This is a genomic window from Clavibacter sepedonicus (assembly GCF_000069225.1).
In the GTDB taxonomy this organism is placed as follows: domain Bacteria; phylum Actinomycetota; class Actinomycetes; order Actinomycetales; family Microbacteriaceae; genus Clavibacter; species Clavibacter sepedonicus.
Map to the genome: position 1 here is coordinate 3,006,396 of NC_010407.1, position 14,682 is coordinate 3,021,077.

The 14,682-nt window shown below is 72.1% G+C and carries 13 protein-coding genes; 3 read left to right on the forward strand and 10 right to left on the reverse strand.

Going from position 1 to position 14,682, the window contains the following annotated elements:
• The first annotated feature begins 9 nt into the window (after positions 1 to 9).
• Positions 10 to 606, forward strand: a complete 597-nt coding sequence (locus tag CMS_RS16275; RefSeq protein WP_012300081.1) for an NUDIX hydrolase — start codon at positions 10 to 12, stop codon at positions 604 to 606.
• Here CMS_RS16275 and CMS_RS14075 read toward each other — a convergent pair.
• Together CMS_RS14075 and CMS_RS14080 are read right to left on the reverse strand one after the other, a co-directional pair.
• The gene (locus CMS_RS14075) at positions 537 to 1,499 is read right to left on the reverse strand and encodes an IS481-like element IS1121 family transposase (protein ID WP_012296860.1); all 963 of its coding nucleotides are present in this window, start codon (positions 1,497 to 1,499) and stop codon (positions 537 to 539) included. The two genes, CMS_RS16275 and CMS_RS14075, sit on opposite strands and share 70 nt — an antisense overlap.
• Before the next feature lie 97 nt (positions 1,500 to 1,596).
• Positions 1,597 to 2,715, reverse strand: coding sequence for an adenosine deaminase (locus CMS_RS14080; protein ID WP_012300082.1), 1,119 nt, complete (start codon positions 2,713 to 2,715; stop codon positions 1,597 to 1,599).
• Positions 2,716 to 2,817: 102 nt separating this feature from the next.
• On the opposite strand from CMS_RS14080, the gene uriH reads away from it, so the two are divergent.
• Positions 2,818 to 3,753: a uridine-preferring nucleoside hydrolase UriH gene (uriH, locus tag CMS_RS14085; RefSeq protein ID WP_012300083.1), complete on the forward strand. Its 936-nt coding sequence runs from the start codon at positions 2,818 to 2,820 to the stop codon at positions 3,751 to 3,753.
• Between the two features lie 49 nt (positions 3,754 to 3,802).
• Here uriH and CMS_RS14090 read toward each other — a convergent pair whose 3' ends face one another.
• The 8 genes from CMS_RS14090 to CMS_RS14125 all read right to left on the reverse strand — a co-directional run bounded on the left by CMS_RS14090 (position 3,803) and on the right by CMS_RS14125 (position 13,322).
• Positions 3,803 to 5,101: a thymidine phosphorylase gene (locus CMS_RS14090; protein WP_012300084.1), complete on the reverse strand. Its 1,299-nt coding sequence runs from the start codon at positions 5,099 to 5,101 to the stop codon at positions 3,803 to 3,805.
• A complete protein-coding gene (locus CMS_RS14095; protein ID WP_012300085.1) occupies positions 5,098 to 5,529 on the reverse strand; it encodes a cytidine deaminase in 432 nt (143 codons plus the stop codon). The genes CMS_RS14090 and CMS_RS14095 overlap by 4 nt, the downstream gene beginning before the upstream one ends.
• Positions 5,526 to 6,827 carry an ABC transporter permease gene (locus CMS_RS14100; RefSeq protein WP_012300086.1) on the reverse strand — a complete coding sequence of 434 codons (1,302 nt, stop codon included), beginning with the start codon at positions 6,825 to 6,827 and terminating at the stop codon, positions 5,526 to 5,528. Before CMS_RS14100 ends, CMS_RS14095 begins: the two co-directional genes overlap by 4 nt.
• A complete protein-coding gene (locus CMS_RS14105; RefSeq protein ID WP_012300087.1) occupies positions 6,824 to 8,185 on the reverse strand; it encodes an ABC transporter permease in 1,362 nt (453 codons plus the stop codon). Before CMS_RS14105 ends, CMS_RS14100 begins: the two co-directional genes overlap by 4 nt.
• Positions 8,182 to 9,723, reverse strand: a complete 1,542-nt coding sequence (locus CMS_RS14110; RefSeq protein ID WP_012300088.1) for an ABC transporter ATP-binding protein — start codon at positions 9,721 to 9,723, stop codon at positions 8,182 to 8,184. The genes CMS_RS14105 and CMS_RS14110 overlap by 4 nt, the downstream gene beginning before the upstream one ends.
• Positions 9,724 to 9,804: 81 nt before the next feature.
• Positions 9,805 to 10,899: a BMP family lipoprotein gene (locus tag CMS_RS14115; protein ID WP_012300089.1), complete on the reverse strand. Its 1,095-nt coding sequence runs from the start codon at positions 10,897 to 10,899 to the stop codon at positions 9,805 to 9,807.
• A 150-nt stretch (positions 10,900 to 11,049) separates the two neighbouring features.
• Positions 11,050 to 12,126, reverse strand: a complete 1,077-nt coding sequence (locus CMS_RS14120; protein WP_012300090.1) for a BMP family lipoprotein — start codon at positions 12,124 to 12,126, stop codon at positions 11,050 to 11,052.
• A 74-nt stretch (positions 12,127 to 12,200) separates the two neighbouring features.
• Positions 12,201 to 13,322, reverse strand: coding sequence for a mannose-1-phosphate guanylyltransferase (locus CMS_RS14125; RefSeq protein ID WP_012300091.1), 1,122 nt, complete (start codon positions 13,320 to 13,322; stop codon positions 12,201 to 12,203).
• A 117-nt stretch (positions 13,323 to 13,439) separates the two neighbouring features.
• Here CMS_RS14125 and CMS_RS14130 point away from each other — a divergent pair, with 117 nt between their 5' ends.
• Positions 13,440 to 14,615: a glycosyltransferase family 4 protein gene (locus tag CMS_RS14130; protein WP_012300092.1), complete on the forward strand. Its 1,176-nt coding sequence runs from the start codon at positions 13,440 to 13,442 to the stop codon at positions 14,613 to 14,615.
• Positions 14,616 to 14,682 lie beyond the last annotated feature (67 nt).

The window sequence follows — 14,682 nt, forward strand, 5'->3', positions numbered from 1 at the left end:
GAGGACCGCGTGACATCGACCCCCGACCCCGCCGGACGACCGGTCGTGCCCGTCCTCGACGACGACGATGACGACGACCTCGACGAGCTGGACGAGCTCGACGGCGGCGGCCCCGGGGGCTCCGCGGCCCGACGCCGCGATCCCGACGAGCGTCCGCTGCGGGTCGCCGCGCTCGCCCTCATCCGCGACCGTCACGTGCTGATGGTGCGCGTCGAGGGGCAGGACGTCCTCTACCTGCCCGGCGGCAAGATCGAGCCCGGCGAGGGCGCGCGGCAGGCGCTCGTCCGGGAGGCCGCCGAGGAGGTGGGGCTCGAGATCGACCCCGCGAGCATCGAGGACCTCTTCACCGTGCTCGCCGACGCGCACGGCGCGCACGCGGGGCGGCTCGTGAGCATGACCGTCTACCGCGCGGAGCCCCGGGACGGCACGCGGCAGCAGCCGGTGCCCTCCGGCGAGGTGGCAGAGGTCGAGCTGGTGACGTCCGCGGACTCCGACCGCTGCCCGCCGGCCGGCCAGGCGGCGCTAGATGTACTGGGTCATGACGTTGGTGACACTCGGGCCGCGGGCGTGAGCCCGTGGCTTGAGTGGATTCGTTCAGTGTTGTAGTGCTCGATGAAGGGGTCAAGCGCGTCGGCCCGGTGTTGGTTGCTGGTGAAGGGTTGCCGGTAGGCCCACTCGGTCGCGAGGGTCCGGTTGAAGCGCTCGACCTTGCCGTTCTGCCAGGGGCAGTGCGGGCGGATGAACTTCTGCCGCGCGCCCAGGTCCTGGACGGCGTTCTTGAACGCGGTCGAGTGCCGGTAGGCGAACGCGTTGTCCGTGATGACCCGCTCGATCCGGGTGATCCCATGCCCGGCGAAGTACGCCGCTGCGCGGGTCAGGAACCCGGCCGCGGTCGCGCCTTTCTCATCGGGATGGATCTCCGCGTAGGCGAGACGGGTGTGGTCATCGACCGCGGCATGGACGTAATCGAACCCGATCCCGCGGCCGCGGACCTGCTCGCTGCGCCCGTGGACCCGCCAGCCGCCTCCGTCCGGGATCCTCCCGAGCTTCTTCACGTCCACGTGGATCAGATCACCCGGATGCTCGTGCTCATACCGGTGCGCCGTTGACCGGGATGCCCGGATCACGGCCCCGGTGACGGGGTCCAACCATGCCAACGGCGGCGCCCCGTGCCGGCGCAGGATCCGGGAGATCGTACGGGATGGAACACCTGTCACCGGCGCCAGCCGCGCAGGACCCGCCCGCAACTGGGCCCGCGCTTCCAGCACGGCCCGTTCCCGCTCCGGGCTCGTTCGCCTCGGTACTGACCGGGGCCGCGATGACCGATCCGTCAGCCCTCGCAGCCCCTCGGCACGGAACCGGTTCACCCATCGATGCGCGCACTGCCGCGACACCCCCAGCTCCCGCGCGACGTGCGCGACCGGCCGACGATCCTCCACCACCCGCCGCACGAGGAGAACCCTCCCGTGAACCGTCAGACGAGCATTACCGTGGGACATCGAGGCCTCCTGGCGATGGTTGAACTGAACAGCTCCATCAAGCCAGGAGGCCTCTTCACACGCCCCGAAGTGTCACCAACGTCACGGCCGAGTACAGCTAGAGGCGGGCGAACCCGTCGGAGATGATCTCGGCGAGCGCCTCGCGCTCCTCGAGCGGCAGGAACGCCGCGGCCGCCGCGTTGAGCTGGAACATCTCGTGATCGTCGAGGTCGTACGCGAACGCGTCCGTCAGGAGCGACAGCTCCCGGCTGATGCTGGTGCCGCTCATCAGGCGGTTGTCGGTGTTGACCGTGACCGCGAAGCCGAGCTGGTACAGCAGGTCGAACGGGTGGTCGACCATCTCGTCGCCCCACACCTCGATCGCGCCGGTCTGCAGGTTGGACGACGGGCTGAGCTCGAGCGGGATGCCGCGGTCTTTGATCCACTGGGCGAGCGTGCCCAGCGTGACGAAGACCTCCTCGCCCTCCTCGCTGTCGATCTCGATGTCCTCGGCGATGCGCACGCCGTGACCGAGGCGGAGGGCCCGGCCGTCGAGGAGCGCGCCGCGGATGGACTCGAGGCCGTCGGCCTCGCCCGCGTGCACGGTGCGGGGCATCCACTCGCGCGCGAGCAGGTCGAACGCGCCCTGCATGCGGGACGGCGGGAAGCCCGCCTCGGGCCCGGCGATGTCGAAGCCGACGACGCCGCGGTCGCGGTGGCGGATGGCGAGCTCGGCGATCTCGGTGCCGCGGTCGAGGTGGCGCATGGCGCTGACGAGCTGGCCGACGCGGATGGATCCGCCCGCCTCCTCGACGCCGCGCACGGCCTCCTCGATGCCGGACTGGACGGCCTCGACCGCCTGGTCGAGCGAGAGGCCCTTCGTGAGGTGCTGCTCCGGCGCCCAGCGGATCTCGCCGTAGACGACGCCGTCGTCGGCGAGGTCCTCGACGAACTCGCGCGCGACGCGGGCGAGCTGCTGCTCGGTCTGCATCACGGCGATGGTGACGTCGAAGGTCTTCAGGTAGTCAACGAGCGATCCCGAGTCGGCGCTGGTGCGGAACCACTCGCCGAGCGCCTCGGCGCCCTGCGCGGGCAGCTCGAGGCCGATCTCGTCGGCGATCTCGACGATCGTCCCGGAACGGAGGCCGCCGTCGAGGTGGTCGTGCAGGGAGACCTTGGGGAGGTCGCGGAACGACCCTCCGCCGGGCAGCGTGGAGTCCTCGGGAGCGATCGTCATGGGACGAATCTACTAGCCTCGACGCGGCCCACGCCGAGGTCGTCGGCACACGAACGATCGGTGTGCGAGACATCCGCGGGCCGCGACCGAGCCGGAGGACCCATGCCCACCAAGATCCTGATCGACTGCGACCCGGGGCACGACGACGCGCTGGCCCTGATGCTCGCGCACGGCAGCCCGGAGGTGGAGGTCGTCGGCATCACCACGGTGGCCGGCAACCAGACGCTGGAGAAGGTGACGCGGAACGCGCTGGCCGTCGCGACGGTGGCCGGGATGCAGGGCGTGCCGATCGCCGCCGGCTGCGCGCGGCCCCTCGTCCGGCCCGTGATGACGGCGCCGGAGATCCACGGCGAGACCGGGCTCGACGGACCCGAGCTGCCGGAGCCCGCCGTCGCGCTCGACCCGCGGCACGCGGTGGACCTCATCATCGAGACGGTCATGGCGCACGCGCCCGGGGAGATCACGCTGGTGCCGCTCGGCGCGCTCACGAACATCGCCCTCGCCGTGCGCCGCGAGCCCCGCATCGTCGAGCGCGTCAAGGAGGTCGTCCTCATGGGCGGCGGGTACCACCACGGCAACCGCACGGCCGTCGCGGAGTTCAACATCGCCGTGGATCCCGAGGCCGCGCACATCGTGTTCGGCGAGGCGTGGCCCGTGACGATGGTGGGCCTCGACCTGACGTACCAGGCGACGGCGACGCCGGAGGTCATGGCGCGCATCGCGGCGCTCGGCACGCCGGCGTCGCGCTTCGTCGTCGACTCGATGGAGTCCTACGGCCGGGCGTACCACGACCGGCAGGACTTCCCGAGCCCGCCCGTGCACGACCCTTGCGCCGTCGCGCGCGTGATCGACCCGCGCCTCGTCTCGGCGCGGCGTGCGCCCGTGTCCGTCGAGCTGACCGGCACGCACACGACCGGCATGACGGTGACGGACCTGCGCCGCCCCGCGCCCGCCGACTGCACGACCCAGGTCGCCGTCGACCTCGACCACGCCGGGTTCTGGGACGTGGTGGTCGACGCGCTCGAGCGCATCGGCTGAGGCGCGTCTCCGCACGGCCGTCGTCGCGGGACGACGGCCGGGCCGTGGGTCAGCCCTCGGCGGTGATGCGCTCCCGGACGAGCGGCCCGCGCGCGACGTGCTCCTCCGCGTCGCCGACGCGGTACGCGCCCTCGAGCGACTCCAGCGCGCGTGCGAACCGCTCGGGCTCGTCGGTGGAGAGCGTGAAGAGGGGGTCGCCGCGGCGCACCGCGTCCCCCGGCTTCGCGTGCAGGTCGACGCCCGCCGCGTGCTGCACGGCGTCGCCCTGGCGGGCGCGACCGGTGCCGAGGCGCCAGGCGGCGATGCCGAACGGGAGCGCGTCCTGCTGCACGAGCACGCCGTCGCGCTCGGCGGTGACCACGTGGGTCTCGCGCGCCACGGGCATCGCGGCGTCCGGATCCCCGCCCTGCGCGCGCACGGTGGCGCGCCACGAGTCCATGGCCCGGCCGTCGCGGAGGGCGACGTCGACGTCGGCGTCGGGGATCCCGACCGCGGCGAGCATCTCCCGCGCGAGCGCGAGCGTCAGCTCGACGACGTCGGCGGGGCCGCCGCCGGCGAGCACCTCGAGGGACTCGCGCACCTCGTTGGCGTTGCCGATGGCGAGGCCGAGCGGCACGTCCATGTCGGTGAGGAGCGCGGTGGTCCGCACCCCGGCGTCGGTGCCGAGCTCGACCATGGTGCGGGCGAGCTCGCGCGACCGGTCGATGTCGGTCATGAAGGCGCCGGAGCCGAACTTGACGTCGAGGACCAGGGCGCCCGTGCCCTCGGCGATCTTCTTGCTCATGATGCTGGAGGCGATGAGCGGGATCGCCTCGACCGTGCCCGTGGTGTCGCGGAGCGCGTAGAGGCGCTTGTCGGCGGGGGCGAGGCCGCTGCCGGCCGCGCAGATCACGCCGCCGTGGTCTCTCATCTGCCGCACCATCTCCTCGGTGGAGAGGTCGGCGCGCCAGCCGGGGATCGACTCGAGCTTGTCGAGCGTGCCGCCCGTGTGGCCGAGGCCGCGGCCCGAGAGCTGCGGCACCGCGACGCCGTAGGAGGCGACGAGCGGCATGAGCGGGAGGGTGATCTTGTCGCCCACGCCGCCCGTGGAGTGCTTGTCGACCGTGGGCTTGCCGAGCCGCGAGAAGTCGAGCGTCTCGCCGCTCGCGATCATGGCGAGCGTGAGGTCGCGGATCTCGGTGCGGTCCATGCCACGCAGCAGGATCGCCATCGCGAGCGCGGCCATCTGCTCGTCCGCCACGTAGCGGTCGGTGTACGCCGCCACGAGCCAGTCGATCTCGGCGGTCGAGAGCCGGCCGCCGTCGCGCTTGGTGCGGATCAGGTCGACGACGTCGAACGCGGCGCTCACGAGCGGTCCCCGTAGGCGTCCAGCGTGCTCGGCCCGAAGGCGTCGGGCAGCACCTCGTCGATCGTGCGGATCCCCGAGACGGTCTCCAGCAGCATGCCCGGCACCGCGTGCTCGAACAGCAGCTGCCGGCAGCGCCCGCACGGCATGAGGATGTTGCCGTCGCCGTCCACGCACGTGAAGGCCATGAGCTGGCCGCCGCCGGTGAGGTGCAGCACGGAGACGAGCGCGCACTCGGCGCAGAGGGTGAGGCCGTAGCTGGCGTTCTCGACGTTGCAGCCGGTGATCACGCGGCCGTCGGTGGCGATGGCCGCGACGCCCACGGGGAACTTCGAATAGGGGACGTACGCGCGGCCCATGGCCTCGTGCGCCGCCTCGCGGAGGGATCCCCAGTCGATGCCGCCCGACTCCACGGGCTCCACAGCGCTCACGACTTCACGTAGGGCTTGCCGGCGGCGGCGGGTCCGCGCACCTGGCCCACGAGTCCGGCGACCGCGGCGATGGTCACGACGTACGGCAGCATCAGCATGAACTCGCTCGGCACGGGCGACCCGATGACGCCGAGGACGTTCTGCAGGTTGCTCGCGAAGCCGAACAGGAGGGCCGCGAGCGTGGCGCGCAGCGGATCCCACCGGCCGAAGATCACGGCGGCCAGCGCGATGAACCCCGCGCCCGCCGTCATCTCCTTGTTGAACGCGCCGACGGATCCGAGCGTGAAGAACGCGCCGCCGAGGCCCGCGATGGCGCCCGCGAGGGACACGTTCCAGAACCGGGTCGCGGAGACCTTGATGCCCACGGTGTCGGCCGCCTGCGGATGCTCGCCCACCGCGCGGAGGCGGAGGCCCCAGCGCGTGTGGAACAGGCAGTACCAGACGAGGAACACGGCCACGTACATGACGTAGACGATGATCGTCTGCCGGAAGAGCACCGGTCCGATGATCGGGATCTGGCCGAGGACCGGGATGTCGATGCGGTCGAAGCGCGGCGGCGAGTTGAGCCGCCCCGGGTCGGCGGACAGCACCTGCGAGAACAGGAAGCTCGTGAGCCCCGTCACCAGGACGTTGAGTACGACGCCGACGATGACCTGGTCGACCAGGTACTTGATGGCGAACGCCGCGAGCACGAACGACACGAGCATGCCGGCGACCATCGCGGACGCGAGGCCGATGAGCGGCTGCCCCGTGAGGGACGCCACGACCGCGGAGACGAACGCGCCCGCCAGCAGCTGGCCCTCGATCGCGACGTTGACGACGCCCACGCGCTCCGAGAGGACGCCGCCGAGCGCGCCGAAGATGAGCGGCACCGACAGGGCGACCGTCCCGACGAGCAGTCCGGGCACGGGGATCGTCTGGCCCGCGGATGCCCAGGTGAGGAACGCCACGAGGAACAGGATCGCGAACACGGCGGTGAACCAGAGCGGCACCTTCGCCGAGCGGCGCACCATCAGCACGGACACCACCGTGAGCGCCGCGAGGACCACGGTGACGACGACGCCGGTCGCGGCGGTCGGCAGCACGAGCGGCGCGAGCTGGATGAGGTCGGTCCCGGTCGAGAGGCCGAACGTGCTCGACCCCTCGCGACCGAGCAGCACGAACAGGACGAGCGAGATCACCGTGAAGACGCCGAAGGCGACGGGCGCCTTCCAGCTGGTGGCGACGGCGCGCTCGAGCGCGGCGGCCGCGGGGACGTGCGGCACCGGGGCGTGCGCGGCGGGGGTGGTCGCGGTCATGAGCTGAGCGCCGCCTTCCGGATCCGGGTGGTGCGACGCGCCTGGCCCGGCGCGGGCAGGCGGAAGACCGCCCGCACGAGCGGGGGCGCCGCGATGAACAGGACGATGAGCGACTGGACGACCACGACGATGTCGATGGGCACGCCCTCTGCCGCCTGCATCGAGAAGCCGCCGGCCTTGAACGCGCCGAACAGGATCCCCGCGACGAAGACCCCCCAGGGGCGGCTGCGGCCGAGCAGCGCCACCGTGATGGCGTCGAAGCCGATGCCGGCGTCGATCCCCGAGCTGAAGCCCGTCGTGACCGTGCCGAGCACCTGGCTGGCCCCCGCGAGGCCCGCGAGACCGCCGGAGATGAGCATGGCGTAGAGGTAGGAGTTCTTGACGTCGATGCCGGCGACCCGCGCGGCGCTCGGGTTCTCGCCCACCGCGCGGAAGCGGAAGCCGAGGCCGGAGCGGTTGAGGAGGTACCAGACGATCACCGTCGCGACGACGACCACGAGGAAGCCCGCGTGCAGCGAGTACCCGTCGCCGAGGAGCGCCGGGAACACCGCCGTGTCGAGCATGGCCGGTGTCTTCGGGTTGTTCGACCCGGGCGCCTGCAGGAGGCCGGGCGTCCGCAGCAGGTAGGAGAGGAGGTAGAACGCGACGTAGTTGAGCATGATCGTGACGATCACCTCGTGCGCGCCGGTGCGCGCCTTGAGGAGGCCGACGATCCCGCCCCAGACCGCGCCGCCGACGATGCCCGCGCCGACGGCGAGCACCAGGTGGATCACGGGCGGCAGGTCGAAGCTGAAGCCCACCCAGCCGGCGCAGGCCGCGGCGATGAGCATCTGCCCGCGCGCGCCGATGTTGAACAGGCCCACGCGGAACGCGAGCGCGACGCCGAGGCCCGCCGCGATCAGCGGGGTCGCGAAGGTCAGCGTCTCGGTGAGCGGCTTGATGCCGTTCGCGAACCCCGGCCGGCGGAAGTTGTAGATCGAGCCCTGGAAGAGCGCGGAGTAGGCGCCGGACGCGGCGTCCCACCCGGCGCGCAGGGTGTCGAGCGGGCGGCTGAAGAAGTACCCGGCCGCCTTCTGCGTCTCCTCGTCGGTGACGGCGATGAGCAGCGCGCCGACGATCAGCGACAGCACGACCGCGAGCACCGACAGGAGCGCGCTGCCGCTCGCGATCTCGCGGAGGATCTGCCCGGCGCGGGAGCCCTCGTCGCCGTCGCCGCCCGCCACGGCGGGCACGCCCGCGGGCGACTCGGAGCGTGTGGGGTCGCCCACGGATCCGGCCTCGCGACCGGAGGCGGGCAGCTGCCCCGCTGGCGGGTCCTCGGGCCCCTGGCCCTCGGGACGAGTGGTGTCGTCGGTCATGCGGTGCGCCCTCCGGCGGTCGTGGTGGTGGGGACGGATGCGGGGACCTCGCCGGCCATCATCAGGCCGAGCACGTCGCGGGGGGTGTCGCCCGGGACGATGCCGACGATGCCGCCGCGGTACATGACGGCGATGCGGTCGGCCAGCGCCGCGACCTCGTCGAGCTCGGTGGAGACGACGATGACGGGCAGGCCGCGGTCACGGGTCTCGACGACGCGCGTGTGCACGAACTCGATGGAGCCGACGTCGAGGCCGCGCGTGGGCTGCGCGGCGACGAAGAGGCGGAGGTCGCGGCTGAGCTCGCGCGCGAGCACGACCTTCTGCGCGTTGCCGCCGGAGAGCCGGCCGACGTGCGTGTCGATGCCCTGCGTGCGGATGTCGAACTCGCGCACGCGGTCACGCGCGAACTCGTCGAGGTAGCCGAGCTTCAGGGATCCGGCGACGACGAACGGCGGGCTGTCGGACCGGTCGAGCATGAGGTTCTCGGCGATGGTGAACTCGCCGACGAGCCCGTCGTCGTTGCGGTCCTCGGGGACGAAGCCGACACCGGCGTCGAGCACACGGCGGACCGAGCGGCCGGTGAGGCGCGTGCCGTCGAGGTCGATGGTGCCGGACACGCGCGGCTGCAGCCCGAGGATCGCCTCGGTGAGCTCGGTCTGCCCGTTGCCCTGGACGCCCGCGATGGCGAGGATCTCCCCCGCGTGCACCTCGAAGCTCACGCCGTCGACGACGACCTGGCCGGACGCGTCCACCACCGTGAGGTCGCGCACGACGAGGGCGGCGGCGCCCGGCGTCGCGGGCTCCTTCTGCACGGTGAGCGACACGCTCCGGCCCACCATGAGGGACGCGAGCTCGGCGTTGCTCGCGGTGGGCTCGGCCTCGCCGACGACCTTGCCGAGCCGGATGACGGTGATGCGGTCCGCGACCTCGCGGACCTCGCGCAGCTTGTGGGTGATGAAGACGATGCCGGTGCCCGCGTCGCGGAGCTGCTTCATGATCACCATGAGCTCGTCGGTCTCCTGCGGCGTGAGCACCGCGGTCGGCTCGTCGAACACGAGCACCTCGGCGTCACGTGACAGGGCCTTGATGATCTCGACCCGCTGCTGCACGCCGACGGGCAGGTCGGCGACGAGCGCGTCCGGGTCCACGTCGAAGCCGAACCGGGCGGAGATCTCGCGCACCTTCGCGCGGGCGCCCGCCAGGTCGAGCCGTCCGCCGAGCTTCGTCTCCTCGTGTCCGAGCATGACGTTCTCCGCGACCGTGAACACGGGGATGAGCATGAAGTGCTGGTGCACCATGCCGATGCCCGCGGCCATCGCGTCGCCGGGGCCGGCGAACCGCGCCACCCGGTCGTCGAGGAGGATCTCGCCCTCCTCGGCCTGGTACAGGCCGTAGAGGACGTTCATCAGCGTGGACTTGCCCGCGCCGTTCTCGCCCAGCAGGCAGTGGATCTCGCCCGGGTGGACGACGAGGTCGATGTGGTCGTTGGCCACCAGCGCGCCGAAGCGCTTGGTGATTCCCCGCAGTTCGAGCTTCATCGGATCAATCTGTTCGGTGGGTGTGGTGAGCACGCGGCGGGGGGACCGGCGACTGCCGATCCCCCCGCGGTGCGTTCGATGCTACTTCGTCAGCGACGACGGCGACTCGACGGTGATCGAGCCGTCGATGATGCCGGCCTTGATCGTCTCGAGCTCGCCCGAGAGGTCCGACGGGACCTCGGACTCGTAGTCGTGGAACGGGGCGATGTCCACGCCGCCGTTCTTGAGCGTGCCGACGTACGGCGTCGCGTCGAACTTGTCGTCCGCCGCCGTCTTCACGACGTCCTCAACACCGGCGTCGATGCCCTTGAGCACCGAGGTGAGGAAGAGGTCCTTGAGGTCGGGCGCGGTCTCGTACGCGTCGGAGTCGACGCCCACCATGACGACCTTCTTGTCGCTCGAGTCGCGGATGGCCTCGCCCGCGCTGAGGAAGATCGGACCGCCGACGGGCATGATGACGTCCGCGCCCTGGTCGATCAGCGTCTGCGCCGCGGTCTTGGCCGTCTGGTTGGCGACGAACTCGCCGGTGAACGACCCGCTCTGGCTCGCGACGTCCCAGCCGATGGCCTTGACGTCCTTGCCCTTCTGCTCGTTGTAGTAGTTCACGCCGTCGACGAAGCCGTCCATGAAGATCGTGACGGTCGGGATCTGCAGCCCGCCGAAGGTGCCGACGGTGCCGGTCTTCGAGTAGGCCGCCGCCGCGTAGCCCGCGAGGAACGCGGCCTCGCTCGTGTTGAAGGTGATGGGCTTGACGTTCGGTGCGTCGATGGACGCGTCGTCGATGATCGCGTACTCGGTGTCGGGGTTGGCGGCTGCCGCCTCCTTGGTGGCGTCCGCGAGCAGGAAGCCGACGGTGACGATGAGGCCGCAGCCCTGGTCGGCGAGGTTGGTGAGGTTCGGCGCGAAGTCGGTCTCCGCGGCGGACTCGACCGTCTTCGGGGTGTCGAGGCCGAGGTCGGTGGCCGCCTTGGTGAGGCCCTCGAAGCCGAGCTGGTTGAACGACTTGTCGTCGAAGCCGCCGGAGTCGGAGACCATGCAGGAGACGAGGTCGCTCTTCGCGGCGCCGCCGGTGCCTCCCGCGGTCGACTCGGGGGCGGCGCCGCAGCCCGCGAGGATCGCGGTGATGCCGACGGCGGCGAGACCGCCGAGGGCGGCCTTTCGGGTGGTGATGGTCACTGTGGCCTCCAGGTGCAGCCCGGGTCAGCCGGGCGATGTGGGTTCATGTTACCCATGCACGGGAATGCGTCCCGTGCCCCGATCGGGCCCCGGGGCGCAAGCGTTATCGATCCGGGACGGCCCCGAAACACCGCGGCAACACGGGCTCTGCTACGGCGTGGAGACCGACTTCACCTGCACGTCGCCGGAGACGATGCGGGCCTTCAGCGCGTCGAGCTCGGACTGCAGCTCAGGCGACACCGAAGCGGCGAGGTCGTGGTACTCCGCGAGCCCGACGCCGCCGTTCGCGAGCGTGCCCACGTACGGCTCCGACGTGAACGACCCCTTCTGGTCGTCGGCCACGATGTCGACCACGGCCTCGCCGGTGTCCTTGAGCACGCTCGTGAGCAGGAGCGGCCGGTACTCGGCGGGGAGGGTGTCGTAGCCGTCGTTGTCGACCCAGATCAGCTTGCCGCTGCCGTGCGCGAGGATCGCGGACGCCGCACCCTCCCCCACCTGACCGGCCACCGGCATGATGACGTCGGCGCCCTGGTCGAGCAGGTTCTGCGTCGTGGTCTGGCCCTTCGACACGTCCTCGAAGTCACCGGTGAAGGTGCCGTCCTGCGCCGCGGCGTCCCAGCCGAGCGCCTGGACGCTCGTGCCGTGCGCCTGGTTGTACGCGGCCACGCCGTCGACGAAGCCGTCCATGAAGAGGGTGACGGGCGGCTGGTTGCCTCCGCCGAAAGTGCCGACCTTGCCGGTCTCGCTCACGCCCGCCGCGAGGTAGCCCGCGAGGTAGGAGGCCTGCGCCGTGTCGAACACGAGCGGCTTGACGTTCGGGGCGTCGACGACCTCGTCGACGATGGAGAAGTGCACGTCCGGGTTGGCGGCGGCCGCAGCCGACGTGGCGTCCGCCAGCTCGTAGCCGACGGTGAGGATGAAGCCGCAGCCCGTGCCCACCGCCTGCTCGACGTTCGGGGCGAGATCGGTCTCCGAGGTCGAGACGAGGACGTCCGCCTGGATCCCCAGCTCCTGCTCCGCGCGCTGGAGCCCCTCCCAGCTCGACTGGTTGAAGGAGCGGTCCTGCAGGCCGCCGGAGTTGGTCACCATGCGGGCGCAGTAGTCGCTCGCGGACGCGGATCCGGTGGCGCCGGGCTCGGGGGCCGCGCCGCACCCGGCGAGGGCCGCGGCGGAGAGGAGGGCGATGGGCAGGATGACGGCGCGGACGGCGCCGCGGGTGCGGGGCATCCCCGGAATCTAACGGCGGCGCTCCCGGCGCCTTCCGGCCATCGGGAGCGCCCGCGGGGTTCGTTACCCCTTCGTTACAGGACGTCCGTCCCGCCGCTGAGCTTGAGCGCGTCCACCACGCTCTTCACGCGCTGCGCGTTCTCCTTGGTGGTCACGAGCAGGGCATCGGGGGTGTCGACGACGACGATGTCCCGCACCCCGATGAGGCTGATCACGCGCTTGCTGTTGGCGACCACGATGCCGCTCGACGCGTCGGACAGGACGCGCGCGTCCTCCCCGAGGATCACGAGGTCGGACTTGCGGCCGCTCGAGTGCATCTTGGCGACGGAGGCGAAGTCGCCCACGTCGTCCCAGGTGAAGCGGCCGGGGATCACGGCGAGCGCCCCACGGGCGGCGGCCGGCTCGGCGACCGCGTAGTCGATCGCGATCTTCTTGAGGTTGGGCCACACGCGGTCGACGACGAGGCCGCGGTCAGCGGTGTCCCACGCCTCGGCGAGCTCGAGGACGCCCTTCAGCAGCTCAGGCTCGGTGCGGCCGAGCTCCTCGAGGAGGCGGTCGGCGCGGGCGATGAACATGCCGGCGTTCCAGAGGTGCGTGCCGCCCTTCACGTAGCCGCGGGCGACGCCGATGCTCGGCTTCTCCACGAACGACGCGACCTTGAGGGCGTGCGGGGCGTCCGGGATGCTGAGCGCCTTGCCGGTGTGGATGTAGCCGAAGCCGGTCGCGGGCTCCGTCGGCGTGATGCCGATGGTGGTGATGTAGCCGGCATCGGCGGCGATGACGGCCTCGCGCACGGTGTCGCGGAAGCGGTCGGGGTCGGCAATGACGTGGTCGGCCGCGAACGAGCCGATGATGACGCCCGGCTCGCGGCGCTGGAGGATGGCCGCGGCCAGTGCGATGGCGGCGGTGCTGTCGCGCCCCTCGCTCTCGAGGACGACGTTCGGGTCGGCGAGCTCGGGCAGCTGCGCCTCGACGGCGGCCCGGTGGGCGCGGCCGGTGACGACCATGATCCGGTCCTCGCCGGAGAGCGGGGCGAGGCGCTCCCACGTGTCGCGGAGGAGCGTGCGGCCGGAACCGGTGAGGTCGTGGAGGAACTTCGGTGCGTCCGCGCGGGACAGCGGCCAGAGGCGCGAGCCCACGCCCCCCGCGGGGATCACGCTGTAGAAACGGGAGATCGCGCTCGTCTGCTCGGTCATGGGCCCACACTATCGGCACCCTGGGAAACAGCCGGATGCGTCGAGTTCACGTGACGGCAACGGGGCGTTCACGGGGCCGCGGCGACGGCGACGGCCCCCGTCCCTAGCGTCGGGGGCATGCGCGTAGCCGTCGTCAGCGAGAGCTTCCTCCCCACCGTCAACGGCGTCACCACGAGCGTCTGCCGGGTGCTCGAGCACCTGAGGGACCGCGGTCACCAGGTGATGGTGATCGCCCCGGACGCCGGCGCCCCGTCCGAGTTCGCGGGCTTCCCCGTCCACGGCGTCCCCGCCTTCGCCTACCGGCAGTTCCCGGTGGGGATCCCCAGCCCGCAGGTGCTGCGCCTCCTGACCGACTTCACGCCGGACGTGCTGCACACCGCGTCGCCCCTCTTCCTGGGCGCGCAGGCCATCGCGGCCGCGACCCGCATCGACACCCCGTCCGTCGCCGTGTTCCAGACCGACGTGGCCGGCTACGCCCGCCGGAACCGCCTGGCCGCGACCGCGCCGTACGTGTGGCGGCTCGTGCGCTGGATCCACCAGGGCGCCGACCTGACCCTCGCACCGTCGAGCGCCGCGGCCGCCGACCTCGCGGCAGCGGGCGTCGAGCGCGTCGCCCGCTGGGGTCGCGGCGTCGACCTCGACCGCTACCACCCCCGCAACCGCGCCATGGAGGACGCGGTCGCGCTCCGGCACCGCGTCGCGCCGGGCGGCGAGACGGTCGTCGGCTACGTGGGCCGCATCGCCCCCGAGAAGCAGCTCGAGCGGTTCTCCGCGCTCCGCGGGATCCCCGGCGTGCGCTTCCTCATCGCGGGCGACGGCCCGAGCCAGGCCTCGGCACGACGCGCCCTCGCGGGCATGCCCGTCACGTGGCTCGGCCGCGTGGGCGGTCGCGAGCTCGCCGCCGCGTACGCCGCCATGGACGTCTTCGTGCACACCGGCACCGAGGAGACGTTCGGCCAGACCGTGCAGGAGGCGCACGCGTCCGGCCTCCCCGTGGTCGCGCCGCACGCCGGCGGACCGATCGACCTGGTCGCGCACGGGACGGACGGCTTCCTCTTCGACCCGGCGTCGCCCCGGGACGCGCACCTGCGCCGCCTCGTGGACGAGCTCGTCGCCAGCGAGCCGATGCGGCTCCGCATGGGCGAGGCCGGTCGCCGGGCCGTCCTCGGCCGCTCCTGGGCCACGATCGGCGACGAGCTCATCGGGCACTACGGCCGCGCCGTCTCCGCGCGCCGCTCGGCCCTGCAGGCGGCTGGTCCCGCGGACGCCGGCCCCGTCCCCGTCGTCGCCTGACCCCGTCGCCCACGGCCCGCGACGCTTAGGGTGCCCTAACGGGTGACCGCCCGGACCCGCCCGTAGA

Excerpts from the sequence above, each read along its gene's own strand:
- CMS_RS14105 (WP_012300087.1), bottom strand. The coding sequence starts at position 8,185 with ATGACCGACGACACCACTCGTCCCGAGGGCCAGGGGCCCGAGGACCCG.
- CMS_RS14120 (WP_012300090.1), bottom strand. The coding sequence starts at position 12,126 with ATGCCCCGCACCCGCGGCGCCGTCCGCGCCGTCATCCTGCCCATCGCC.
- CMS_RS14080 (WP_012300082.1), bottom strand. The coding sequence starts at position 2,715 with ATGACGATCGCTCCCGAGGACTCCACGCTGCCCGGCGGAGGGTCGTTC.
- CMS_RS14110 (WP_012300088.1), bottom strand. The coding sequence starts at position 9,723 with ATGAAGCTCGAACTGCGGGGAATCACCAAGCGCTTCGGCGCGCTGGTG.
- CMS_RS14125 (WP_012300091.1), bottom strand. The coding sequence starts at position 13,322 with ATGACCGAGCAGACGAGCGCGATCTCCCGTTTCTACAGCGTGATCCCC.
- CMS_RS14130 (WP_012300092.1), top strand. The coding sequence starts at position 13,440 with ATGCGCGTAGCCGTCGTCAGCGAGAGCTTCCTCCCCACCGTCAACGGC.
- CMS_RS14100 (WP_012300086.1), bottom strand. The coding sequence starts at position 6,827 with ATGACCGCGACCACCCCCGCCGCGCACGCCCCGGTGCCGCACGTCCCC.
- uriH (WP_012300083.1), top strand. The coding sequence starts at position 2,818 with ATGCCCACCAAGATCCTGATCGACTGCGACCCGGGGCACGACGACGCG.
- CMS_RS14075 (WP_012296860.1), bottom strand. The coding sequence starts at position 1,499 with ATGTCCCACGGTAATGCTCGTCTGACGGTTCACGGGAGGGTTCTCCTC.